Here is a 24,266-nt window from a genome sequence, read left to right on the forward strand (position 1 = left end):
CGCCTTGGTCGATTGTCTTTTTTATTCAGTCGCTTGTGCTTGTTTGCGCCGCCTTCGCGCCCGCCGCCTGATCGGGCGTGACGGGTCCGGCATCGCCACGCTTCGCAGGCACCAGAAGCCTGGTGTTCTGGACACCGTACTTCCACGGGTCGACCATCTGCATGACGGTGTTGGCGGCCTGGGCGTCGCCGGCGCCTGACGTCACGCCTTCGCTGCGCACATAGTCGTCGCTGGTGCAGCCGCCGGCGAAACCGGCAAGCAGCAAGGCGACGCTCGATCTCAGGATCAGACGCATGGCTTCAGTCCTTCGGCAGGTCGAGGAAATGCCCGACCGTGGTGGCGCGAGCGGCCCGTGCGGCGCCGCCGTCGGCCATAGCCAAGGCGCGGTTGGTATCCGACCCTTTCACTTCCTCCGTGTTGTTGAGGAAGTAGTCGGCGTTGCTGGCCGGTTGCGTGCCGTCGGTCGGCACGGCCATTTTCTTCGACGGATCGACCGGCTTGACCAGATAGGGCGTGACGATGATGACCAGATCGGTCTCGCGCCGCTGGTAGGATTTCGACGAGAACAGCGCTCCAAGCACCGGCATCTTGCCGAGACCGGGAATACGCGAGGTGGTGATGTCGTTCTGCGACTGCAGCAGCCCCGCGATCATGAAGCTCTGGCCGTTCTTCAGGTCGATCGACGTCCTGGCACGGCGCACGATGAAACCCGGCACCGAAATGTTGCCGATGTTGTAGGACGCCGACGCGTCGATCGAAGAGACTTCCGGCGCGATGTCCAGGCTGACCAATCCGTCCTTGAGCACGGTCGGCTTGAAGTCCAGGCTGACGCCGTATTTCTTGTAACTGACGGAGATCTTGCCGTTGTCCTCCGAAACCGGAATCGGGAATTCGCCACCGGCCAGGAAGCTCGCCGTCTCGCCCGAACGGGCGATAAGGTTCGGTTCCGCCAGCCGCCGGGCAAGGCCGCGCTCTTCCAGCGCCTTGATGGCGATATCGATGGAGACGCCATTGGATAGTAGCCGGCCGATGATTTCACCGGTTCCCGCCGCCGGCACCGTGCCGGGATCGAGCGAAACATCGCGTCCGCCGAAGCCGTAGGCGAAATTGGCGCTGTATTTTGCGCCCAGATCCTGGCCCGCCTGGCGGTTGATCTCGACGAAGCGGACATTGAGCTGGACTTGCTGCGACGACGAGATGTTGACCGAATTGATCACCTCCTCGTTGCCGGAAAAGCGGGTGGCGATCTTGTTTGCCTTCTCGGCGGCGACAGCGTCGTCCGCCTCGCCCGACAGCACCACGCGGCCATTGGCCGAGCCGACCTTGATCTTGGCGTCCGGCACGCTGGCGCGGATGGTGTTCGCCAGTTCGTCGGTGTCGAGCGTCACCTCGATGTCGACGGTCCCGACAAGCTGCTTTTTGTCGTCGAACAGCGCGATGCCGGTGGTGCCGAGATTGTTGCCCAGCACATAGAAGGATTTATCGGTCAGCGGATTGACGTTGGCGATCTCGGGATCGCCGATGACGATCTGGTAGAAAGCCGCGCTCGTGATGATCGTCTTGGGCTTGCCCTTGGCGACTTTTATCGACGCATTCTTGGTCGCCGAGACATAGACGATGTCATTGTCCGCCCTGGCCGCGCCGGCGAAGGCGAGCATCGCGCCCGCGGCCAGCGAAACCGCCATCGCCAGGGCGCGCACGAAGCACGACCGGCCCGTCATTCCATATAGGGTACGCATCAGCATTGTCCCGTCCCACCCGGTCCCCACCGGCCTTTTACTTCTGGTCCCGCGCCGGAACCTGGTATTCCTCGGCCTTCGTGCCACGCGTCACGATGACCGTCTTGAATTTCGGCTTCTCCGGCTCCTTGGTCATGGCATCGAATAACGAGCCGGCCGTGGCCTGCGCCTTGGACGCCACCGATCCGCCAAAGGAGGAGATGGTGGTGACGCCGTTCTTGCCGTCGCCGCCTTCGCTGGCTGAGCGAAGCGACAGCGACAGCGTTCCGACGGTGCGGGCAAGCGCCACTTTCTGGGCGCCCTCGGTCGTCACCTCGAGGGTCACGGAATTGGCGATCTGCGGCGCCGTCTGGCGCTCGTCGGCGCCCTGGCCGACGCTCAGCACCTTGGCGTCGGCGACGACGATTTCGGAAGTGATGGTCGAACCGGCCGCCCCTTGCGCGTTCTTGGCGACCTCCTGGATTTCACCGGCATCGCGCGTCAGCACGACATCGACGCGGTCGCCCGGCGTGACGAAGCCGCCGACACCGGCGATCTCATCGGTGCGGATGGTGACCGCCCGCATCCCGGGCGTCAGCATGTTGGAAAGCGTCGCGCGGCCGTTCGGCCCCGACAGCTTGGTGAGCAGCACCGGTTCGTTGACCTCGATCGGCGACAGCACGACGCGGCCGCCTTCGCCGAGCAGCCCATCGATCGTGGCAAAGGCGCCCTGCGGCAGCGAATCTTGCGGCCAGGGAATTTCGATGAGCTTCGTGCGATCGAGTTCCATGCCGTAGCGCAACGGAGCGTTGGCCACCACGATCGTCTTGAATTCGATCTTGGGCGGGGCCGGAGCGACGATCGAGGCCGTCTTCTCCTGGGCATCGGCCTGGCTTTTGACCCAGAAATCCGCGGCAAAGATCGAGATCGCGCCGAAAACGGCGGCGATACCGATCATCGTTATGGCCTTGCCCCTCACGCCCAAACCCCTGATGCCCGTAGTTTCTTGTTATGTTGGGCACACGCTAAGCGGCATTGTTAAAGAATCAGGAACGCAGAACGACGGCATTCGACCTATTTCCGCCCGCTTGGTTATCGAATGGTTTTAGGATAAGACGGGCCGGATCCCCGAACGTAACAGGAACCTCCGTCGCTTGGCGCTGAAAAGCGTGGCAGTATCGGCGGGTGATTCGCAGCACCGGACCTATGGCAGGCATGGACGACAACAACGACCTTTTCGGCGATCTGGACAAGCAACCGCAGCCGGTCCGCGCGCCGGCGCGCCCGGCGGATCCGCTGGTGCAGGCGGCAGCCAAGCGGCCGGCGGCAAGCCGCGACGGTTCGGAGAGCTACAGCGCCGCCGACATCGAGGTGCTGGAAGGCCTGGAGCCGGTACGGCGCCGGCCGGGCATGTATATCGGCGGCACCGACGACAAGGCGATGCACCATCTGTTCGCCGAGGTCATCGACAATTCGATGGACGAGGCGGTTGCCGGCCACGCCACTTTCATCGATGTCGAGCTTTCGGCCGACGGCTATCTCTCCGTCACCGACAATGGCCGCGGCATTCCGGTCGATCCGCACCCGAAATTCAAGAAACCTGCGCTCGAAGTGATCATGACGACGCTGCATTCGGGCGGCAAGTTCGATTCCAAGGTCTACGAGACCTCAGGCGGCCTGCACGGTGTCGGCGTATCCGTGGTCAACGCGCTGTCGGATCATCTCGAGGTCGAGGTCGCGCGTGGCCGCCAGCTTTATCGGCAGAGATTCTCGCGCGGCGTCCCGGTCAGCGGCCTCGAGCATCTTGGCGAAGTCCACAACCGGCGCGGCACCAAGATCCGCTTCCACCCCGACGAGCAGATCTTCGGCAAGGGCGCTGCGTTCGAGCCGGCGCGGCTTTACCGCATGACGCGCTCGAAGGCCTATCTGTTCGGTGGTGTCGAGATCCGCTGGACCTGCGATCCGTCGCTGATCAAGGAAAAGGACCAGACGCCGGCCAAGGCGGAATTCCATTTCCCCGGCGGACTGAAGGACTATCTCAAGGCATCGCTGGGCGACGATTTCCAGGTGACGCGCGAAATCTTCGCCGGCAAGAGCGACAAGCAAGGCGGCCATGGCTCGCTCGAATGGGCGGTGACCTGGTTCGGCGGCGACGGCTTCGTCAATTCCTACTGCAACACCATCCCGACCGGTGAAGGCGGCACGCACGAGGCCGGTTTCCGCAATGTGCTGACGCGGGGCCTGCGCGCCTATGCCGAGCTCGTCGGCAACAAGCGCGCCTCGATCGTCACCTCGGAAGACGTCATGATCTCGGCGGCGGGCATGCTGTCGGTGTTTATCCGCGAGCCGGAATTCGTCGGCCAGACCAAGGACAGGCTGGCGACGATCGAGGCCATCCGCATTGTCGAGACCGCGATCCGCGATCCGTTCGATCATTGGCTGGCCGACAATCCGCAGGAAGCCTCCAAGCTGCTCGAATGGGTGATCGCGCGCGCCGATGAACGGGTGCGCCGGCGCCAGGAAAAGGAAGTGTCGCGCAAGAGCGCGGTGCGCAAGCTGCGCCTGCCGGGCAAGCTGGCCGACTGCACCCAGAACGCCGCCGCCGGTGCCGAACTCTTCATCGTCGAAGGTGACTCGGCCGGCGGCTCGGCCAAGCAGGCACGCGACCGCGCCAGCCAGGCGGTGCTGCCGCTGCGCGGCAAAATCCTCAACGTCGCCAGCGCCGGCAACGACAAGCTGGCCGCCAACCAGCAGATATCGGACCTGATCCAGGCGCTCGGCTGCGGCACGCGATCGAAGTACCGCGATGAGGATTTGCGCTATGACCGCGTCATCATCATGACGGACGCCGACGTCGACGGCGCCCACATTGCCTCGCTGCTGATCACCTTCTTCTACCAGGAGATGCCGGCGCTGGTGCGTGGTGGACACCTCTATCTCGCGGTCCCGCCGCTGTACTCGATCAGGCAGGGCGGCAAGGTCGCCTATGCCCGCGACGACGCGCACAAGGACGAGCTGCTGCGCACCGAATTCACCGGGCGCGGCAAGGTCGAGCTTGGCCGCTTCAAGGGCCTGGGCGAGATGATGGCCGCACAGCTCAAGGAGACGACGATGGACCCGAGGAAGCGCACACTTCTCAGGGTCGATGTGAACGAAATCGATTCGGCCACCAAGGACAGGGTCGATGAGCTGATGGGCACCAAGCCGGAAGCCCGCTTCCGCTTCATCCAGGAACGTGCCGAATTCGCCGAGGCGGAAGTGCTGGATATCTAGCCGCCCGCCGGTCTATTTCTTGTTTGACGTAATTCCGGACGGAAACCGTTTCACACTTTTCCTGGAATTACTCTTGCTCGCGCTTCCGAGACGGAGACCAGCATGTGATCTGGGTGCGGCTGAAGGACTATTTCGACACCAATCTGGCCGGGCTGACGCAGCCGACGCGTTCGGACTGGATTTTCGCCCTTAGAACTGTTTCGGCCGGCCTGATCGCGCTTCTGGCCGCCTATGCACTGAAGCTCGACCACCCGCAATGGGCGATGATGACGGTTTTCATCGTTGCCCAGCCGGTCGCCGGCATGGTGCTGGCAAAGGGCCTTTACCGGCTGCTCGGCACGCTTGTGGGCGGCGTCGCGGCAATCGGCATCACCACCGCGTTCGGCACCGGCCCCTGGGTGCTGGTGACGGTGCTCGCGGTCTGGATCGGCATCTGCACCTTCGTCTCGTCGCTGCTGCGCAATCCCGAAGCCTATGGTGCGGCACTTGCCGGCTACACCGCCATGATCATCGGCCTGCCCGCCTTCGGGCAGCCGCATCTGGTCGTGGACCTCGCGGTCGCGCGTTGTGCCGAGATCGTGATCGGCATTGTCTGCGCCGGCCTGACAAGCCGGCTGATCCTGCCCAAGCTGGCCAGTGACGCCATCATCTCGCGGCTGAAGCGCTGCATCATCGATCTTGCGACCTATGCCGGCGGTGCGTTCTCCGGCGGCGATCCGGCAACGCTTTCCGGCCTGCACAGGAAGCTGGTCGCCGACACCCAGACACTTGGCGAGATGCGCGCCTATGCAAGGCTCGAGGCGCCGAGCTTCGCGCCGCGCGCCCATCCCGTGCGGCGCACCATCGGGCAATTGCTGTCGGCACTCTCGGCCGCGCGTGCGCTGCATTCGCACGCCGCGCCGAAGAACGCAGCGCTCATTCCGGTGCGCTCGGAGTTGCAGCTGCTTGTCGGCGAACTGGCGACCAAACCCGGCGCGCTGGACGACACCGCGCCTTGGGTGGCCCGGCTCGATGCGATCTCGGCCAAGGCCCGGCAGATGCCCGATGCCCCGGTCGATCAGGAGGACGACAAGGTCGGCACCATCACCCGCCTCACCATCGCCGCCGATTTCGCCGAGGCGCTGAAGCAGGTGCTGCGCGGGCTCGATGCCTTGCGCGCGCCGGTCACGCGGCGCCCAGGTCCCGCCAGCCAGCAGCCGGCCCTTGTGGTACACCGCGACTATCCCGGCGCGGCGCGCAACGCCGTGCGCGCAGCCCTTGCGACGCTGCTGGTCGCGGCCTTCTGGCTGACGACGAAATGGTCGGAAGCGGCCGGCACGGTCATTCTCGTTGCCGTCGTATCGAGCCTGTTTGCTGCCCGCCCCGATCCCGTGCAGGTGTCCTGGGGTTTCTTCAAGGGAACGCTGCTGGCTTTGCCTTTTGCCTTTCTCGTCGGCCAGATCGCATTGCCTGCCCTGCCCGGCTTCGGCTGGTTCGTGCTGTTTGTCGTGCCAATCCTGGTGCCGACGGCGCTGGGCATGGCCAATCCGCGCTATGTCGGCGTAGCCACGGCCTTCGCCATCAACTTCCTCGCCTTCCTCAGTCCGCATCAGGCGATGACCTATGATCCCGGCCCGTTCTTCGCCGGCTCGGCGTCGGTGCTGGTCGGCATCCTGCTGGCGATCGGCGTCTTCCTCATCGTGCTGCCCGCCGATCCGTGGCTCGCGGCCAACCGTATCGTGCGCGCCATGCGCGAGGATCTGGCACGGCTTTGCCTGCACGAACGTGTGCCGAGGCGTTCGGCCTTCGAAAGCCTCGCCTATGACCGGATCAACCAGTTGATGCCGCTGGTGCAGAATTCGGGCAGGAAGGGCGAGGCGGTTCTGGGTGGCGGCGTCGTCGCCGTCACGGTCGGCCTGGAGATCCTGCGGCTGCGCGCTACGAGCCAAAACCATGCCATTGCGCCCGAAACCGCGCTTTCGATCGCCAACTTCCTGAGGGGCCTGGCGCGCGAACTGCTCTTCCGCGCTCCGGGCGATCCGCAGACGGCGACCATCGCCGTCGCCCGCCAATATGCGGCGGGCATCGCCCAGAAAAACGCCACCGGCGACATGCTGCAGATCGCGGCGTCACTGCGCATCATCGCGGCGGCGATGGAGGATTTCCCGGAATTCTTTGCCAGGGATCGAAGCTAAGTGGCCGAATGCGCCGACTTCAGGCCGCGGCGATCGCCAGCGCATGGCCGCGCGCGTTCTCGCGCAGCGCCTCGAGATGGATCGACTTGACCAGGATGGCGAGGTCGCCGTCCGCGGATTGCCCGCCCAATTCCTTGAGCATTAGCCAGCTGACCTCCTGCACGCCAGCGACGCGCTTGCCATTGGCGACCTCTCGCCAGATTTTCAGCGCCCGCAGGATGATCGCGTGCGTGGCGGCGGCGAGGCCAGCGCTGCGGAACAGCGCCTGCAGGGCGACATCATGCCCGCCGGCGAGCAGCGCCCTCACCCTTTGTTCGGATTGCTGGCTGAGCGCGACCAGCGTGGAGCCGAAGAAATCCACCTTGCCGTGCGCGATGGTGCGGATGAGGAAGCTCGCCGTGAGATCGCCGCGCAGGCGCAAATGCTCGATCAGTGCCGCGTGCTCTTCCGGGCGCGTGCCTTCTATCAGCGTCACCGAGGCCTTGATGCAAGCGTCGCGCATGACGCGTTCGGCACGCGCGGCGCCCATCAGGGCCATGACCAGCGGTGATGTTTTCAATGTCTCGCCGAGCTTGATGAGCAACATGTGCCGGCAGTCGGCAGGCAGGCGGATATCCGATATCAGCGCCTCGCGCACCAGGGGCAGATGCCCATGGCGCTCGGCCATGCGGCGGAAACTGAGCGACGCTATATCGGCGCCGCTGTTGGCCAGCAGCACCGCGCAGGCTTCCGCCTCGCCGATCTCGGCGATGGCCGCCGACAGCGCCATCGAGACCAGCGGCCGATCGGCGATCAGCGTCTGTGTTGCCTTCTGGCTTGCCGCCACGCGGTTGATCAGGTCGGCGTCGGTGAGCAGCGGTGAGCGTGCCAGCACCACGCCGGCAACCTCCGGCTGGTCGGAGGCCAGTGCGCTGATAATCTGCAGCGGCGCGTGATGGCTCATCGACAGCGCCTCCGCCATCGCCAGCCGCACCTTCGATGAGGCATCGTCGAGCAGCAGCGTCAGCGCCGCCTCGGCGGCGCAGCGGTCCTCGAACGGCAATTCGGAATTGATGTAGGCACGGGCCAGCGCGCTTGCCGCGGCGGCGCGCTCGGACACCCTGGCCGTGTAGATCCACTTCAGGAAATGCGAAACAACAACCATGCCGTCTGCTTACGCCCCTAGCCAGAAGGTTTCTGGCCCCGGTCATTACGGTAGGTAGAAATGGTTTACGAACGGTTCACCATGTTCATTAACTGGCTTGCGGGGCCGATTTGCAGCGCTTATCAACCGTCAGGCAGCGAAGGAGACAGAAAATGGCCGGGCTTTATCTCCAGGAGTTCGTCGTCGGCCACGTCTTCCAGCACACGCTGCGCAAGACCGTCACCGAAAGCGACAACATGCTGTTTTCGGTGATGACGCTGAACCCTCAGCCGCTGCATATCGACTTCGATTTCGCCGCCAAGAGCGAATGGGGCAAGCCGCTGGTCAACTCGCTGTTCACGCTCGGGCTGATGATCGGCATCTCGGTCAACGACATCACGGTCGGCACGACGGTCGCCAATCTCGGCATGAAGGAGACCGTGTTTCCGCACCCGGTGTTCCATGGCGACACCATCCGCGTCGAGACCACGGTCGTCTCGGTGCGGGAATCGAAATCGAAGCCCGATCGCGGCATCGTCGAGTTCGAGCACCGCGCCTATAACCAGCATGGTGACCTCGTCGCCAAATGCACGAGGCAAGCGATGATGCTGAAGAAGGCTGCCTGATGCGTTCGTTGCTGTTCGTCCCCGGCGATTCCGAACGGAAGCTGGAAAAGGGTTTTGGCGTCGGCGCCGATGTGGTCATCGTCGACCTTGAGGACTCGGTGGCGCCGCAGAACAAGGCAACGGCGCGCGCGATCGCGGCACGCTTCATCGCCGGGCACCGGAGCCAACCCAGTTCGGCGATCTACGTCAGGGTCAACGACCTCTCGAGCGGGCTGACGGATGACGATCTTGCCGCGCTCGTGCCGGCGAAGCCGGATGGCATCATGCTGCCCAAATCCAACAGTGGCCAGGACGTCCAGCAACTATCGACGAAGCTCAGGGTTCGCGAGGCCGAAAACGGCCTGGCGGACGGGGCGATCAAAATCCTGCCGATCATCACCGAAACCCCGGCCGGTGTGCTCGCCGCCGCGACCTATGCCGGTGCTAGCGCGCGCCTAGTCGGCCTCACCTGGGGCGCGGAAGACCTGTCGGCGGCGATCGGCGCGCGATCGGCGCGCGACGAGAGCGGCCGCTACACCGATGTGTTCCGCCTTGCCCGCACCATGACCATTCTCGCCGCCAGTGCGGCGGAAGTCGCAGCTATAGACACGGTCTTCCCGAATTTTCGCGACATGGCGGCCTTCGCCGAGGAATGCGCCGAGGCCGAGCGCGACGGCTTCACCGGCAAGATGGCGATCCACCCCGACCAGGTGTCTGTCATCAACGCCGCCTTCACGCCGTCGACGGAGGCTGTGAAACACTCCCAGGCAATCGTCGACGCATTCGCGGCGGCGGGAAATCCCGGCGTCGTCGGCATCGACGGCAAGATGTTCGACCGGCCGCACCTGCGGCTGGCCGAACGGCTTCTGGCACGCGCGCGGGCGGCGGGGATTTCCGCTTAAATCCGTTTCACACTCTTCCTGGAATTGCTCTCAGTCCCGCGCCAGCACGATGATCCGGTCCTCCGGCAGATACGTCAGCGCTTCCGACTTCAGCGGGTTGACGATGACGCCCCCCAGCGCCCGCTGGTCGGCATCTCCAGTGCGGATGCGCCGGTAGCCGATGGCGATCTCGCCGCGTAACCGCGCCGATTCCGCGATCGTCCAGAAGGTCAGCGGCTGGTCGATTGCGACATAATCCGCGACCGGGCGCATGTAGATTTCGGAGCCCTTCTCGTCGAGCAGATCATCGAAGATCGCGGCGAGGTGTTGGTTCTCGGACGCCTGCGCCAGCATCAGGCTGACCAGCCGGTTGCTGACGACGAAATCATCGGCCTTGGTCACCGCAGCGAGCTCCCGATTGCGCACGTCGATCATTTCGCTGACGATGGAGATGTGCAGGCCGGCATCATCGGCGATCTTGCGCAAATGCAGCAGCGTCACCAGCGTTCGCGTGTCGGCTGGCTGCGCCGCCATGGTTTCGCTGTAGCCGAGGACGAGCACGTGATCGTAGGAAGGCACATCCAGGCTCGCGAGTGCTGCGCTGCTCGAGGTGTCGGTGATGCGGCACTCAACCGACAGATTGTCGCTGGCGACCGTCAGTCCGGCAACTTCCTGCTCGAGCCCGGGCGTATCGGCGGCGATGGTCAGGATCGAACCAGGCGCGACGTAGCGCGACAGTTCATAGGTGATGATCGGACCGCGCCGGTTCCAGCCGAGGATCAGCATCCGCTCCGACTTCGTCTCGATGGGCCGAGGACCGTGGATCGCCGCCGCGTCGATCTTGATCCCGGTGCCTCCCAGCTTTATCGCGGCATCGTCCTCGGCGATGATGATGGCGCGCATGTCCTGGCCGATCACCAGATCCGACGGCGGATTGAGATCGACGCGCCCCTGCGGGTCGCAAAGGCCGATCAGCGCACAGTGCTCATACGCCATCACCGCTTCGCCGAAGGTCTTGCCGGTAAGCTCCGGCTGCCCGGTCGTGTAGATTTCGCAGCCGTCGAAATCGAGCAGCTCCGAATAGACGCCGCTGAGACCCGACTGCCGGCTTGAATGCACGACGATACGCGAGATCAGCTGATCGGCCAGTACGAGTTGCACCTCGGTTCCGCCGACGACGCGGGCGACCTCGGCGTTCTTGCCATCGCGGATCTCGGCGGCGATGTTGTAGGGGTCGGCGCGGCGGTTTGGGTCGTTGACCAGCGCCAGCACTGTCTTGATGACCTGCGAATCCGGATCGTCGCCTTCCGGCGACAGCACGATGACCGACCGCGAGGTCTGCGGGTTGACGATGGCCAGGTCGTAGAGATCGGTCGGATCGCCGCTGCGGCAGATGATGCGCGTGTTGCCCAGTTTGCCGACCTTGGCCGCGATTTCGTCCTCCATCGCGACCTTGTCCATATTGGCCATGACGACGATGCGTGGACGGCGCCGGCTGGCATTGGCAATGACCAGTTCGGAGACGATGTCGAAGATCGACGGCGACCAGTTGAGGATGATGGTGTGATCGGCCTCCAGCACGCGCGAACGGCCCTTGCGCAATTCATCGAGCTTGCCGTTGACGCCGGCGCTGAGTACGCCGATCAGGGCCGACACGACAAAGATGCCGGCTAGCGTGACGACCAGCATGACGAGACGGAAAGCCCAGCCGGTGTCACCGCCCATCGTGCCGGAATCGAGTGTGCGCATCAGCGATTCCCAGAACGCTTCGAAAAAGTTCAGCGGCTCGCCGCCCTCCGGTGCGATGCGGGTCACCGCAAGCAAAGCCGCGGCGGCGATGATGATCAGCAGGGAAACGACGGCGAGCCAACCGATCAGCGCTATCGGTCCCGCGGCCATGCTCTTGTCAAACCCGTAGCGCAGCCGGGTCCCCAGCGTGTCTCGCTTCTTCATGTTGCCGGTGCCCCGCACTATCCCCAAGGTCGATGCGCCAACCCCAACGCATCGCCGAAGCCGTTCTCTTAGCCTGTGTTCAAATGAAGGGAAATCGCTTTTCGCGCGCTCGCGACCAAGAAGCCGCCGCGATGGCGGACCGCGAGTGGTAGGCGTTTTCGCCTGTACGCTACGACCGCATCAATCTGGCCGCCAGCGCATCGTTTTCGCCCCTGCTGGTCAGGATCATCCGGCAAGGTGTCGAAGACGGCACCTTCAGGACCTTCGATCCGGAGGGGGTCGCCGACATCGTCATGCAGTTCGGCATGGCCACGCATGACGTGGTCGCCAAGGCATTCGCCGGCGGCAGCGACGCCGACATGGATATCGCGATCGAAACCCTGGAGAAACGCGTCAGGCTCTACGAGATCGCCCTGGACCGCATACTCGGCCTCCCCGACGGAAGCATTCGCATCGGAGAGCCCGGTTATGTGCGGGCCGTCATGACGGCGCGGCGAACGAATGCCGGCAGGGCGCGGTAACGAACAAGTTGGAAGGCCCTTATTCCTGGCCCCAGCGCGGCCGGCGCATCGAAAAGACTTCGTCGACGCTGGCATAGTCCATGTAGCCGAGACGAGCGACATTGCCGGCCTTGGTGATGTCGAACAGGCCGTCCTTCAGAAAGGCATCGTCGATGTGCACGCCGACCACTTCGCCGGCGACGACGACAGCGCTCGTCGGCGATCCATCCAGGGCCCGCGGCCGAAAGACTTCCGTCACCCTGCATTCCAGCGCGGCGGGTGCTGCTGCCACGCGCGGCGGCGCGACTAGACGGCAAGGCGCCATTGCAAGGTCGGCATAGACGAACTCGTTGACGCCGCGCGGCGCGTTGACGGAGGTGTAATTCATCTTCTCCGCGAGATCGCGGCCGACGAGATTGGCGACGAACTCGCCGGTTTCCTGGGCGAAGGAGGCGCTGTCCTTCTCTCCCTCCGAGGAAAACCAGACGATGAACGGCCGCGTCGAAACCGCATTGAAGAAAGAGTATGGCGCGAGATTGATCTCGCCCGCTTTGTTCAGCGTCGATATCCAGCCGATCGGGCGCGGCGCCACGATCGCCTTGGAGGGATCGTGCGGCAGTCCGTGCCCCTTCGATGGCTCGTAGAACATTCAGCCCGCCCAAGGCCCTGAGTAATCCGCATAGAGCTTTGCGGGATCGGGCCGGGGCCGCTCCGGCGCCGGGCCGGCATAAGAGCCGATGTGGACGAAGCCGACGACACGCTCCTGCGGCGCCAGTCCGAGGATCGCCCTGCCCTCCGCGACGTCGGAATACCAGTTGCTGATCATGTTGGTGCCATAGCCCAGCGCATTGGCCGCAATCATCAGGTTCATCGCCGCCATGCCGCCCGACAGGAACATCTCCCATTGCGGGATTTTCGGATTCTCCTTCGGCGCCGACACCACGCCGATCACCAGCGGCGCCCGCGAGAATCGCGCCAATTCCTGGTTGCGGCGGCCTTCGGGCAACGGTCCTTCCCGCTGCTCGGCAAGGTCGGCCAACTTCTTGCCGATCTCGATGCGGACATCGCCGCGATAGAGGATGAAGCGCCAGGGTTCGAGCCGGCCATGGTCGGGCACGCGCGTGGCGGCAGCGATCATCGTTGCGATATCGGCGTCGCTCGGCGCTGGCTCCTTGAGGTCCGGAATCGGCGCTGAATTTCGGGTCAGCAGGAAGTCGATGATCGGCGACGCCATGGGCGCAAGTCTCCTGAACACTCTGTTTTGAGCTGAAGCGCACCATCGGGAAGTCGGGCGGCTCGGGCAAAGGCGCGCAAGCGCCGGACTGAAGAGTCGTGGATCGGACTCTTAAGCCTTGAAATTGCCACCGCCATGGGCTTCAACGCAAGGCATGTTTGAGGGGCGACTGCGTCTTTTCCTGGTCCGGCTCTGCGCCGCGCTGTTCCTGCTGCCGGTCACCATGGCTGCCGCGCAGGAAAAGGACGGCGTCGGCGACCTGAAACTTCCCGGAATTTCGAGCTATGCGACGCCCAAGAGCGAAACCCCGCTGGCGCTTGGCGGCGGTGGCGCCATCACTCTGTCGGCCCAGTTGACCGACAAAGGCGCCGATATCACCCGTGGCCTGGTCTGGCGTGTCTTCAAACCTGAGGCCGTCAACGGCAAATTGCCGATGGTCGCCTCCGCGCATGGCGGCAACGCCGTCTTCCAGCTCGAACCGGGCAGCTATCTGGTCCATGCGTCCTACGGCCGGGCCGGCGCCACCAAGCGCATCACGGTCGGCAAGGAAGCCAAGCGCGAAAGCCTGGTGCTCGACGCTGGCGGCTTGAAGCTTGACGCGGTGCTGTCCGGCGGCGTGCGCATTCCGCCGAAAAAGCTGCGCTTCTCGATCTACGAGGGCACGGCGGAGGCCAATGGCGACCGCGCGCTGATCATCCCCGACGTCGAGCCCAACAGCGTCGTGCGGCTCAACGCCGGCATCTACCATGTCGTATCGACCTACGGCGCGGTCAACGCGGTCATCCGCTCCGACATCCGCGTCGAGGCCGGCAAGCTGACCGAGGCCACCGTCGAGCACCATGCTGCCGAGATCACGATGAAGCTGGTGCGCGAATCGGGCGGCGAGGCAATCGCCGACACCTCGTGGTCGCTGCTCAACGAATCCGGCGATCCGATCAAGGAGACCGTCGGCGCCTTCGCCTCGATGGTGCTTGCCGAAGGCGATTACACCATCATCGCCAAGAACCGCGACCGCATCTACCAGAAGGACTTCACGGTCGTCGGCGGACAGAACCAGGAAATCGAGGTTCTTGCCACCGAGGCTGCAGCAATGGATCCTGAAGAAGGCGCGGACTAGCCTTAAGCAGCCAGCTTGGTCCGGGCCGGCAGGAACGGAATCCGGCGGCGTGGCTGTGTCGGCGCCAGGTCGAAGACGCCGCGATAGAGGCGCTCGAGCAGCAGCTTGCGGTCGCGCAAAGGCTCCAACTCGCTCCAGCGCAGCACATCGCCAACGCGCACGTCGATCGCCTTGCCCGACAGCCGTGCGAACTCGCGGATCAGCAGCGACGTGCGCAGGGTCAGCGACGCCTTGCCGACGAATTTGGCCACACGGCCATCGCGCTCGGCCATGTTCATCGGGCCGCTGACCAGATGGAACAGCCTGCCGTTCTGCCCGGAAAAATGCATTGGAATGACCGATGCTTTCGCCTCCTGGACGAGACGGGCCGGAAACATCTTCCACGGCAGGTCGCGCGCCCGGCCAAACCCTTTTGGCGCTGTGGCGACGCCGCCGGCCGGAAACACCACGATGGTGACGCCTTCCCTGAGCAGCCGCACCGCCTCATGGCGCACGGCCATGTTGTTCTTCAGCGCGTCCTTGGTCTCGGAAAAATCGATCGGCAGCGAATAAGGTTCCATCTCGCGGATCTTGAGCAGATCCTTGTGGATCATCACCCGGAACGGCCGCCCCAACTGCTCGGCCAGCGACAGCACGGCAATTCCGTCGCCGATGCCGAACGGATGGTTGGCGACGATCACGAGCGGTGTGTCGGGCAATTGCGCCGGCGGCCATTGATCGGCGGTGCGCACGCCGACGTCGATCAGTTCCAGCATGCGGCTGAATACCCGCTCGCCGCTCGGCACCACCTGGCGGCGCCAGAAATCATAAAGCGCGGCGAAACGATCGCGGCCCGACAGGCCTTCGACCGAATGAATGAACCAGCGCGCCAGCGCCGGCTGGCGCGGGTTGGCGTAGGAAAGCTCGGGAAAGGGCCGTTCGCGCAATTTCAGCTTGAGCATGGAGGCTCGTTACAAGGTCGCCGTGACAGGGATATGAAAATGGCGGTGGATCGATCCACCGCCATGACTGGAAGGGCTGTTCAAATCAGGCAGCGCGCTTGCGCCGGCGATCGGGTGTGATCGCTTCCTCGGTCAGCTGTGCGATCGCCTCGGCAAGGCCAAGCGATTGCTGGTCGCGCGAGCCGAGCCGGCGGATATTGACCGTCTGTTCCTCCGCCTCGCGCTTGCCGCAGACGAGAATGACCGGGACCTTGGCCAGCGAATGTTCGCGGACCTTGTAGTTGATCTTCTCGTTGCGCAGGTCGGCCTCCGCCAGAAGTCCGGCCGCCTTCAGCTTTGCCACCACTTCGGTCGCATAGCCGTCCGCCTCCGACGTGATCGTCGCCACCACCACCTGCAGCGGTGCGAACCACAGCGGGAAATGGCCGGAGTAGTTCTCGATCAGGATGCCGAGAAAACGCTCCATCGAACCGCAGATGGCGCGGTGCACCATGACGGGCTGCTTCTTCTCCGAATCCGAGCCGATGTAGAAGGCGCCAAAGCGCTCCGGCAGGTTGAAGTCGACCTGCGTGGTGCCGCACTGCCATTCGCGGCCGATGGCATCCTTGAGCACATATTCGAACTTCGGCCCGTAGAAGGCACCCTCGCCCGGATTGATCGAGGTCTTGATGCGGTTGCCGGAGCGCGTCCTGATCGTCTCCAGAACATTGCCCATGATCGCCTCGGCATGATCCCACGCCTCATCCGTGCCGACGCGCTTGTCTGGCCGCGTCGACAGCTTCACGCTGACCTCTTCAAAACCGAAATCGGCGTAGGTCGAGAGGATCAGGTCGTTGATGCGCAGGCATTCCGCCGCGAGTTGTTCCTCGGTGCAGAAGATGTGCGCATCGTCCTGCGTGAAGCCGCGCACGCGCATCAGCCCGTGCAGCGCACCTGACGGTTCGTAGCGATGCACATTGCCGAATTCCGCAAGTTTTACGGGCAGATCGCGGTATGACTTCAACCCATGCTTGAAAATCTGCACGTGGCCCGGGCAGTTCATCGGCTTCAGCGCGAAGACGCGGTCGTCGTCGGTGTCGTCACCGGCGACCGTCACCTTGAACATCGCGTCGCGATACCAGCCCCAGTGTCCCGACGTCTCCCACAGGCTTTTGTCAAGCACTTGCGGGGCGTTGACCTCCTGATAGCCCTGCTCGTCGAGGCGGCGGCGCATGTAGTTGACCAGGTTCTGGAACATCTTCCAGCCCTTGGCGTGCCAGAAGACGACGCCTGGCCCCTCTTCCTGGAAATGGAACAGGTCCATCTCACGGCCGAGCTTGCGGTGGTCGCGCTTCTCGGCTTCCTCCAGCATCGTCTGGTAGGCATCGAGCTGCGCCTGGTCGGCCCAGGCCGTGCCGTAGATGCGGGTCAGCATCGGGTTGTTCGAGTCGCCGCGCCAATAGGCACCGGCCACCTTCATCAGTTTGAAGGCGTTGCCGATCTGGCCGGTCGAGGCCATGTGCGGACCGCGGCATAGATCGAACCAGTCGCCCTGCGCGTAGATCTTGAGATCCTGGTCTTCGGGAATGGCGTCGATCAGCTCGAGCTTGTAGCGCTCCCCCTTGTCGGCAAACACTTTTTTCGCCTGCTCGCGCGACCAGACTTCCTTGGTGAACGGCTTGTTGCGCGCAATGATCTCGCGCATCTTCTTCTCGATCACCGGGAAATCGTCGGGGGTGAACGGCTCGTTGCGGGCGAAGTCGTAATAGAATCCGTTCTCGATCACCGGCCCGATCGTCACCTGCGTCCCCGGCCACAATTCCTGCACGGCTTCCGCCAGCACATGCGCGGTGTCGTGGCGGATGAGCTCAAGGGCGCGCGCATCGTCGCGGGTGATGATCTCGACCTTGCCGGACTTGCCGAGCGGGTCGGAGAGATCGCGCACGGTGCCGTCGATGGCGTAGGCGACGGCCTTCTTGGCCAGCGACTTCGAGATCGATTCGGCAAGGCCCGCACCGGTCATCGCCGCGTCGTAGTCGCGGACGGAGCCATCGGGAAATGTCAGGGAAACGGAATTCAGCATGGGTATCTCCTATCCAGTCCCGCAAACGAGCGCGGGTGGTCGTGGGTAAAGCCGGATGCGCCAAATCACATGGACAACCGGCAGCGGGCGGGTTTTAGAGGCAGTGCCGCGTCAGGTAAAGAGCGGCAATTGGCGCAACCGTCAGGAAACGTCGCTACAGATGTCGCAGAGCCTTGCGAAAAGGCACGACACCAACTGGAATCATCAGCATGGAAGACGCTACACCCAGCCGAACCGCCCTTGGCGTCGCACGCATGAGGGCCCTGCATCAGTTTTCACCGCAGGCGGGGCTGTTTCGCGATCCTTACGCGATCGCGATACTGGGTGAAGCGGCTCCCACGGCACAGGAGCTTGAGCAGGAAGACGAGCGCCGCCGGCGCATGCGCCTGTTCGTGAGCGCGCGCGCCCGGTTCGCCGAGGACTGGCTGGCGGCGGCGGTTCGTCGCGGCGTTCGGCAACTCGTCGTGCTTGGCGCCGGCCTCGACACGTTTTCGCTGCGCAATCCGTATCCGGATCTCAGCGTGTTCGAAGTCGACCACCCGGCGACGCAGGCCTGGAAACGCAAATGCATTGCCAATGCTGGTCTTGCCGAACCATCCGCCACAACATTCGTGCCGGTCGATTTCGAGCGGCAGAGCCTGTCAGCGGAATTGGCCGCGGCCGGTTTGCAGTCGACCGAACCGAGCTTCTTCATCTGGCTGGGGGTCGTCCCCTACCTGACGAAGGAAGCGATCTTCAAGACGCTGTCCTGGATAGCCGGTATTCCTGGCTCGGAGGTGGTGTTCGACTACAGCGAACCGGCCGAGAACCGCGATGCGGCGGGCCAGGCTGCCCTGGCTTTCCACGCGGCACGCGTTGCCGCTGTTGGGGAGCCATGGATCAGCTTCTTCGTTCCCGGTGAGCTGGCACTATCTCTCCACGGCCTCGGCTTCGACGAGACCGAGGATCTCGAGAGCAGCGATATCGCCGCTCGCCTTTCCAGAACTCCGATGGAAAGGACAGCCAACTCCGGCGGCCACATCATCCGTGCGCGCCGGAGCACCTGACCGATCTATTTCACCAGCAGCGGCAGATCCTTCAGGAACGCGGCCCGGGTCTTCAGTCCCTTGGGCATGTCGGTGCGGGTGGCATCGACGACCAGCCGCGCGAAGACAATCTGGCGGCCGTCCTTTTTCGCCCAGCCGACGAACCAGCCCAGCGAGCGCTTGTCCTTGTCCGCGTCACCGCCAAGCCTGGTGCTGCCGGTCTTGCCCTGCACGGTCCAGCCTCCGGCCTGGAACGTCGGGATGATGGCCGATGTCATGTCATATGCCTTGGCCGACACCGGCAGTTGGCGGGCAAGCAGCTTGCGCAGGAAATCGACCTGCTCGACCGGCGTGATCTTGAGCGAGGAGTTCACCCAGGAATGGGTCAAGCCATCGTCCTTGCCGGGATTGCCGGACACGTCGCTGTTGCCGTAACCGAGTTTCGAGACATAGCCGGCAAATTTCTCGTTGCCGAGCCGGCGGGTGATCTCCCGCGAGTACCAGATGATCGAGTCCCGCTCCCAGATCACCGGATCGACGGTCTTTTGATCCCGTTTCACCGCTTTGAATTCGGGCTTGTAGTCCCAGGCCGGCGTGTGCTCGCCGCTCAGGATCCCGGCATCGTAGCCGATCAGCGAGAGCGGCACCTTGAATGTCGAGGCCGGGCTGAACCGCTGATCGCAGATGCCATCCTGGTAAAGCGTCTTGCCGCTCGCCGCATCGGCGATCAGCGTGCACTGCACATCGCCAAGTGGCGCCGATTGCGCGCGCATCGGAAATCCCAGCAGCCAGGCAAGCAGGAAAAGGATGCCGGCGAAGATGAAGGGAAGACGGTCGAAATTGCGCATGTGCTGCTCGCTCCAGAAGGATGTTCGCGAGCGGCTTAGCGAGGTCTCTTGTCTCGATTTTGTCTCAAATGCGCAGTCTTTGTGCAGGCTTGCGTTAACCCTACCGGATCGTAAAAACGGCCCATTAGCGCATCGGCACAATCACCCCTGCACTTCCCGGCGTTTCTTGCCGATCCGCCAATACCGCCAGGGCATGAACCAGACATAACGATCCGCCAGCACTTCCGGCACGAGGTCGACGCCATGCGTGCCGAATGGCCCACAGCGCAGCACCCGGAAAAATCCCATCCAGCCGCCGGCCCACAGGCCATGCCTGGCGATCGCCTCATGCGCGTATTCCGAACAGGTCGGCAGATGGCGGCAGGAGTTGCCGACAAAGCCGGACAGCGTCAGCTGGTAGAGGCGTACGATCGACGTGCCGAGGAGACGGCCAGGCGTCTTGCGCCACGGGCCGGACCAGTTGCGGCCGCGCCTCGGCGGTTCCGCTGGATGCACATGCCCGTGCCGGTCGCCCACTGCTGTCTCCGTATTGCGTTTCCACGCGATAGATGTGGGCATGTGCGGGAGAACGCAATCCCACCGCCTTGCTGTCACGAACGGAAACGGCGAAATGGCTGCCGGTCGGCCGCAGCTGTCCACCGGTCAAGGCTGGCCGGCTCTTCACATCGCTTTGCGTGCTGCCTCTCGTCGCGCCACTGAAACGTTGCGATCCGCATGACATCGCCGAAGATGCTCAGGAACTGGATCATGACCCGTGTCTCCTTCGACACGGATTAGACCGCCGCTGGCCCTCGCCTTCAAACGAGTATAATTTCCACTTCGGATAACTTGAGATTATACGAATGAAGCGCGGACGACTTCCCCTGACGGCACTGAGGAGTTTCGAGGCTGCCGGCCGTCTTTTGAGCTTCAGCCGCGCGGCCGAAGAACTTTTCGTTTCGCAGGCGGCGATCAGCCGACAGATCCGCGAGCTCGAAACCTTCCTGCACCAGCCCCTGTTCGAACGCCATCACCGCCGCGTCGAACTGACGGATGCAGGCCGGCGGCTGCTTTCCCAATTGGTCAGGAGTTTCGACGACATCGACAAATTGCTTTCGGAATTGGCCGCGATTCCGGCGCAGTCCGTGGTTCGTGTCAGCGTCGAGCCGTCGCTGGCATCGGTGTGGCTGGTCCCCCGGCTCAACCGGTTTCGCCAGATGCGGCCCGATATCGACGTGTCCCTCGAAGTCGATCCCAGACTGATCGAATTCCGCGGCGGTCAGCCTGAACTTGCCCTTCGCTTCAGCGCCCACGCTTCCTCGTGGCCCCGCAGCCAGGCCGAGCGGCTTGCCTCGACGGTTGACTCCCCGGTCCTGTCGCCGGCTCTGCTTGCCTCAGGCCCTCCTCTTGAGAAGCCGATCGACCTTGCCAACTACACACTTTTGCATGAGGAAAATCGCCAGGGATGGACACGCTGGTTCGAGACAGCCGGCGTGCCGCCCGATGCCGTACCCGCGCGAGGCCCCATGCTGGCGGACGCATCGCTTTCAAAGCAGGCCGCCTTGCTTGGACATGGCGTAGCGCTCGGCGATCTCTTGCAGATCGGTGGAGAAGTCGCATCCGGCGCACTGATCAAGCCATTCGACATCGACGTCGCGTCAGGCGCCTATTGGCTGGTGGCCAGAAGTCTGCGTGATCTCTCGGAGCCGGCCTTGGCCTTCGCCGACTGGGTTAGAAGCGAATTCGCCGAAAGCAGGCGCGCTTCCAGCGAGACCTAAGCCGCTTCTTCGGCGCGCTTCTTCTCGATCTGGCCGATGGCGTCGACCACGGCGTCGAAGGTCAGCATGGTCGAGGCATGGCGTGCCTTGTAGTCGCGCACCGGTTCCAGATACTTCAGGTCGGCAAAGCGCCCGTCGGGCGGCTCGCCATTTTCCTTCAACATCTTCAGCATGGTCTCGCGCACCGCGCGCAATTCCTCGGCATTCGCGCCGACGACATGCTGCGCCATGATCGAGGACGAGGCCTGGCCGAGCGCGCACGCCTTCACGTCATGGGCGAAGTCGGTGACCACGCCGTCCTGCATCTTGAGGTCGACGGTGACGGTCGACCCACACAGCTTGGAATGGGCTTTTGCGGTCGCGTCGGGGTGATCGAGCCGGCCGATGCGCGCGATATTTCCGGCAAAACCGAGAATTTTCGCATTGTAGACATCGTTGATCATTATTTTCCAATCCGTCGCCGCCAAGCGAACAGCGATTGCCGCTGCCGTGTCTTTCTTTCGCTCGCCATGACCTTATATAATGCTGGCAGATCGGTATCGACAAGGCTGCGCAAGCCAATGTCCTTGCCGGGAAGTTCACGCCGCTTACGGGGCTGGAAACGGGGCGAGTTTCCGACACCGAAAGGTCGTGGTCCGTTCAACTCGTTCCTCCTGTGAGAGGAACTACGGGAGACGCCTTTTTATGGATGCCGTCATCAAGAAACTCATGCCCCAGTCCGCCTACATGGAAAAGCCGGTCACCGACCGGCCGAGCGAAGCCGAAGTCGAGGCCGCCGTGCGCACATTGCTGCGCTGGACCGGCGACAATCCGGATCGCGAGGGACTGGTCGACACGCCCAAGCGCGTGGCCAAGGCCTATCGCGAAATGTTCGGCGGCTACGACATGTGCCCCGCGGAGGAACTCGGCCGCACCTTCGAGGAAGTCGCTGGCTATGATGATCTCGTCATCGTCAAAGATATCCAGTTCCATTCGCATTGCGAGCATCACATGGTGCCGATCATCGGCAAGGCGCATGTCGGCTATCTGCCGGACGGCAAGGTCGTCGGCCTGTCCAAGATCGCGCGCGTCGTCGATATCTTTGCCCATCGCCTGCAGACGCAGGAAGCCCTGACCGCGCAGATCGCCGGCGTCATCCAGGATGTGCTCAATCCTCGCGGCGTCGCCGTCATGATCGAGGCCGAGCACATGTGCATGGCCATGCGCGGTATCCGCAAGCAAGGCTCCACCACGCTGACCTCCACCTTCACCGGCGTCTTCAAGGACACGCCCGAGGAGCAGGTTCGTTTTGTCACCATGGTGCGCGGCGGCGGGATATAAGCCCCGTCACCGGCATCGCCCGACCATGATCCCGAAAAGTGGAAACCGGTTTTCGGGATAAGTCATGGTCAAACAGGAAAATACATCGGCGATGTCGGCACTGGAATTTCCAAAAGCTCCGTCAGACAAAAAGGCCTTGGAAGAAGGCGCGGTGTTTTCACCGCGCTTCGATGTCTCGGGCCTTGTGACCGTCGTCGTCACCGATGCCGCCGACGGTATGCTCTTGATGGTCGCGCACATGAACGCGCAAGCGCTGGCGCTGACGCTGGAAACAGGCATCGCGCACTACTGGTCGCGGTCGCGCAACGCACTTTGGAAAAAGGGCGAAACCTCGGGCAATCTCCAGCATGTCGTCGAGATGCTCACGGATTGTGACCAGGACGCCATATGGTTGCGCGTCAAAGTGTTGGGCCACGACGCAACCTGTCACACGGGCCGGCGTTCTTGCTTTTATCGGACGGTGGGGCTGGTCGATGGCAAGGGGACCCTTGCCGACGATGGCAGCAAGCCGCTGTTCGATGCGGAAGAGACGTATCGGAAGCCTCTGTGAACCATTCAATATTCACAAACCACCCATGTTCACTATTCTCAAACGTCCTTCCGCTACAAAGGACATGGGACAAGGGAGATCATGATGCTCGAGTGGGCGTCATTGCGTAACAGACCAGATGTCAGGGAGGCCAACGGCCTGTCCTCGCCCGGTGGCGCATCCGAAACCAAATCTCCCAGGAAAACAGGCATTTCGCTCGCCCTTGGCGGTGGTTGCGCCAGAGGCTGGGCCCATATCGGCGTGCTGCGCGCGCTCGATGAGGCCGGCATCGAAGTGTCGATGATCGCCGGCACCTCGATCGGCGCACTGGTCGGCGGCTGTTATCTCGCCGGCAAACTGGATGAGCTGGAAGAGTTCGCCCGCAGCCTCACCAGGCGGCGCATCTTCGGCCTGCTCGATCTCAATTTGCGCGGCAGCGGCCTGTTCGGCGGCATGAAACTCGATGCGCGCCTGCGCGAACATGTGGCGGGCGTTCGCTTCGAGGACCTGCCCAAGCCGTTCGTCGCCGTCACTTCCGAAATCCGCACTGGCCACGAAATCTGGCTGTCGAGCGGCTCGCTGATCACAGCCATGCGCGCTTCCTATGCGCTGCCTGGCGTGTTCGAGCCGGTGAATTGCAATGGCCGCGTGCTGGTCGATGGCGCGCTGGTCAATCCGGTCCCGGTGTCGGTCTGCCGCGCCTACGAGCAGCCGCTGGTCGTGGCGGTCAATCTTCACTACGACCTGTTCGGCCGTGCCGCCGTGATAAAACACAGCGCCGGCGAACTGGTTGTCGAAAAGGACGCGCCGCGGGTCGGTCAACCGGATCCGGAGCGCCAGTCGCATCAGACGCGGCTTGGCATCACCGGCGTCATGGTCGAGGCCTTCAACATCATCCAGGACCGCATTTCGCGCGCCAGGCTTGCCGGCGATCCGCCCGACATGTCGCTGCAGCCCAAGCTTAGCCATATCGGCCTGACCGAGTTCCACCGTGCCGACGAGGCGATCCAGCTCGGCTACCAGGCGACCATGGCGCAGATCGGCGAACTGGCCCGGCTTCAGACGGTTCTGGCTTAGAATACGTCAATCGCTTGAAGGCGCCGCTGCATCTCATGTCCAGGGAGATGCTTCGTCGGACCGGCTTTACGTCGATTCCATTTTGCCTCTACGAGACAAACCGATTGCAAAACGCAATTGGTTATGCTC

24 protein-coding genes are annotated in these 24,266 nt (G+C 63.5%); 11 read left to right on the top strand and 13 right to left on the bottom strand.

The features are described from left to right. Positions 1–25: 25 nt before the first annotated feature. From FJ978_RS21090 to cpaB, 3 genes are read right to left on the bottom strand one after another with little or no spacing between them, the layout of a single operon-like run. A complete protein-coding gene (locus FJ978_RS21090) occupies positions 26–295 on the bottom strand; it encodes a hypothetical protein (RefSeq protein ID WP_013895179.1) in 270 nt (89 codons plus the stop codon). A 4-nt stretch (positions 296–299) separates the two neighbouring features. Next, entirely contained in the window at positions 300–1,745 is a 1,446-nt protein-coding gene (locus FJ978_RS21095; protein WP_140573690.1) for a type II and III secretion system protein family protein, read from the bottom strand. Positions 1,746–1,776: 31 nt separating this feature from the next. Beyond that, on the bottom strand, positions 1,777–2,676 hold the full coding sequence (cpaB, locus tag FJ978_RS21100; RefSeq protein WP_023778788.1) for a Flp pilus assembly protein CpaB: 900 nt from the start codon (positions 2,674–2,676) through the stop codon (positions 1,777–1,779). 257 nt (positions 2,677–2,933) lie between these two features. Between cpaB and parE the strand changes: the two genes are divergently transcribed. Both parE and FJ978_RS21110 read left to right on the top strand, forming a co-directional pair. Beyond that, the gene (gene parE / locus FJ978_RS21105) at positions 2,934–4,991 is read left to right on the top strand and encodes a DNA topoisomerase IV subunit B (RefSeq protein ID WP_140573692.1); all 2,058 of its coding nucleotides are present in this window, start codon (positions 2,934–2,936) and stop codon (positions 4,989–4,991) included. A gap of 104 nt (positions 4,992–5,095) precedes the next feature. Beyond that, entirely contained in the window at positions 5,096–7,165 is a 2,070-nt protein-coding gene (locus FJ978_RS21110; RefSeq protein WP_140573694.1) for an FUSC family protein, read from the top strand. A 19-nt stretch (positions 7,166–7,184) separates the two neighbouring features. On the opposite strand, the gene FJ978_RS21115 is transcribed toward FJ978_RS21110, so the two are convergent. Further along, a complete protein-coding gene (locus FJ978_RS21115; RefSeq protein WP_140573696.1) occupies positions 7,185–8,309 on the bottom strand; it encodes a DUF2336 domain-containing protein in 1,125 nt (374 codons plus the stop codon). Between the two features lie 152 nt (positions 8,310–8,461). On the opposite strand from FJ978_RS21115, the gene FJ978_RS21120 reads away from it, so the two are divergent. Both FJ978_RS21120 and FJ978_RS21125 read left to right on the top strand, forming a co-directional pair. Next, a complete protein-coding gene (locus FJ978_RS21120) occupies positions 8,462–8,914 on the top strand; it encodes a MaoC family dehydratase (RefSeq protein WP_013895173.1) in 453 nt (150 codons plus the stop codon). Further along, positions 8,914–9,795 carry a CoA ester lyase gene (locus tag FJ978_RS21125; RefSeq protein WP_140573698.1) on the top strand — a complete coding sequence of 294 codons (882 nt, stop codon included), beginning with the start codon at positions 8,914–8,916 and terminating at the stop codon, positions 9,793–9,795. The genes FJ978_RS21120 and FJ978_RS21125 overlap by 1 nt, the downstream gene beginning before the upstream one ends. 30 nt (positions 9,796–9,825) lie before the next feature. Here the strand turns inward: FJ978_RS21125 and FJ978_RS21130 are convergent, their stop codons facing one another. Next, the gene (locus FJ978_RS21130) at positions 9,826–11,727 is read right to left on the bottom strand and encodes a hypothetical protein (protein WP_140573700.1); all 1,902 of its coding nucleotides are present in this window, start codon (positions 11,725–11,727) and stop codon (positions 9,826–9,828) included. A gap of 305 nt (positions 11,728–12,032) precedes the next feature. Here FJ978_RS21130 and FJ978_RS33265 point away from each other — a divergent pair, with 305 nt between their 5' ends. Beyond that, positions 12,033–12,248: a hypothetical protein gene (locus tag FJ978_RS33265; RefSeq protein WP_246678175.1), complete on the top strand. Its 216-nt coding sequence runs from the start codon at positions 12,033–12,035 to the stop codon at positions 12,246–12,248. Positions 12,249–12,267: 19 nt separating this feature from the next. Here the strand turns inward: FJ978_RS33265 and FJ978_RS21140 are convergent, their stop codons facing one another. Together FJ978_RS21140 and FJ978_RS21145 are read right to left on the bottom strand one after the other, a co-directional pair. Continuing rightward, positions 12,268–12,876, bottom strand: coding sequence for a flavin reductase family protein (locus FJ978_RS21140; RefSeq protein ID WP_023778778.1), 609 nt, complete (start codon positions 12,874–12,876; stop codon positions 12,268–12,270). Beyond that, the gene (locus tag FJ978_RS21145) at positions 12,877–13,461 is read right to left on the bottom strand and encodes a nitroreductase (protein WP_140573702.1); all 585 of its coding nucleotides are present in this window, start codon (positions 13,459–13,461) and stop codon (positions 12,877–12,879) included. It abuts the gene before it with no gap. Positions 13,462–13,615: 154 nt separating this feature from the next. Between FJ978_RS21145 and FJ978_RS21150 the strand changes: the two genes are divergently transcribed. Beyond that, positions 13,616–14,578, top strand: a complete 963-nt coding sequence (locus FJ978_RS21150; protein ID WP_140573704.1) for a hypothetical protein — start codon at positions 13,616–13,618, stop codon at positions 14,576–14,578. Between the two features lie 2 nt (positions 14,579–14,580). Here the strand turns inward: FJ978_RS21150 and FJ978_RS21155 are convergent, their stop codons facing one another. Both FJ978_RS21155 and thrS read right to left on the bottom strand, forming a co-directional pair. Beyond that, complete coding sequence (locus FJ978_RS21155; protein WP_140573706.1) at positions 14,581–15,519, bottom strand: GNAT family N-acetyltransferase; 939 nt, start codon at positions 15,517–15,519, stop codon at positions 14,581–14,583. 85 nt (positions 15,520–15,604) lie between these two features. Continuing rightward, positions 15,605–17,581: a threonine--tRNA ligase gene (gene thrS, locus FJ978_RS21160; RefSeq protein WP_013895164.1), complete on the bottom strand. Its 1,977-nt coding sequence runs from the start codon at positions 17,579–17,581 to the stop codon at positions 15,605–15,607. A gap of 209 nt (positions 17,582–17,790) precedes the next feature. On the opposite strand from thrS, the gene FJ978_RS21165 reads away from it, so the two are divergent. Continuing rightward, positions 17,791–18,627, top strand: coding sequence for an SAM-dependent methyltransferase (locus FJ978_RS21165; RefSeq protein ID WP_140573708.1), 837 nt, complete (start codon positions 17,791–17,793; stop codon positions 18,625–18,627). 5 nt (positions 18,628–18,632) lie between these two features. On the opposite strand, the gene blaOXA is transcribed toward FJ978_RS21165, so the two are convergent. From blaOXA to FJ978_RS21180, 3 genes are all read right to left on the bottom strand, one after another. Continuing rightward, complete coding sequence (blaOXA, locus tag FJ978_RS21170; RefSeq protein WP_140573710.1) at positions 18,633–19,454, bottom strand: class D beta-lactamase; 822 nt, start codon at positions 19,452–19,454, stop codon at positions 18,633–18,635. 141 nt (positions 19,455–19,595) lie between these two features. Beyond that, a complete protein-coding gene (yidD, locus tag FJ978_RS21175) occupies positions 19,596–19,970 on the bottom strand; it encodes a membrane protein insertion efficiency factor YidD (protein ID WP_013895161.1) in 375 nt (124 codons plus the stop codon). A gap of 74 nt (positions 19,971–20,044) precedes the next feature. After that, positions 20,045–20,203 (bottom strand): hypothetical protein, encoded by a 159-nt coding sequence (locus FJ978_RS21180; RefSeq protein ID WP_140573712.1) that lies wholly within the window; start codon positions 20,201–20,203, stop codon positions 20,045–20,047. Positions 20,204–20,296: 93 nt separating this feature from the next. Between FJ978_RS21180 and FJ978_RS21185 the strand changes: the two genes are divergently transcribed. Then, positions 20,297–21,211 (top strand): LysR substrate-binding domain-containing protein, encoded by a 915-nt coding sequence (locus FJ978_RS21185; RefSeq protein ID WP_140573714.1) that lies wholly within the window; start codon positions 20,297–20,299, stop codon positions 21,209–21,211. Here FJ978_RS21185 and FJ978_RS21190 read toward each other — a convergent pair. Beyond that, positions 21,208–21,654 (bottom strand): iron-sulfur cluster assembly scaffold protein, encoded by a 447-nt coding sequence (locus tag FJ978_RS21190; RefSeq protein ID WP_140573716.1) that lies wholly within the window; start codon positions 21,652–21,654, stop codon positions 21,208–21,210. The two genes, FJ978_RS21185 and FJ978_RS21190, sit on opposite strands and share 4 nt — an antisense overlap. 241 nt (positions 21,655–21,895) lie before the next feature. Here FJ978_RS21190 and folE point away from each other — a divergent pair, with 241 nt between their 5' ends. From folE to FJ978_RS21205, 3 genes are all read left to right on the top strand, one after another. After that, a complete protein-coding gene (gene folE, locus FJ978_RS21195) occupies positions 21,896–22,531 on the top strand; it encodes a GTP cyclohydrolase I FolE (RefSeq protein ID WP_013895157.1) in 636 nt (211 codons plus the stop codon). Positions 22,532–22,622: 91 nt separating this feature from the next. Further along, a complete protein-coding gene (gene hisI, locus FJ978_RS21200; RefSeq protein WP_140573946.1) occupies positions 22,623–23,081 on the top strand; it encodes a phosphoribosyl-AMP cyclohydrolase in 459 nt (152 codons plus the stop codon). 81 nt (positions 23,082–23,162) lie between these two features. Next, positions 23,163–24,137, top strand: a complete 975-nt coding sequence (locus FJ978_RS21205; protein ID WP_174324779.1) for a patatin family protein — start codon at positions 23,163–23,165, stop codon at positions 24,135–24,137. Positions 24,138–24,266: the final 129 nt, after the last annotated feature.

It is taken from the genome of Mesorhizobium sp. B1-1-7, assembly GCF_006442705.1.
In the GTDB taxonomy this organism is placed as follows: Bacteria; Pseudomonadota; Alphaproteobacteria; order Rhizobiales; family Rhizobiaceae; genus Mesorhizobium; species Mesorhizobium opportunistum.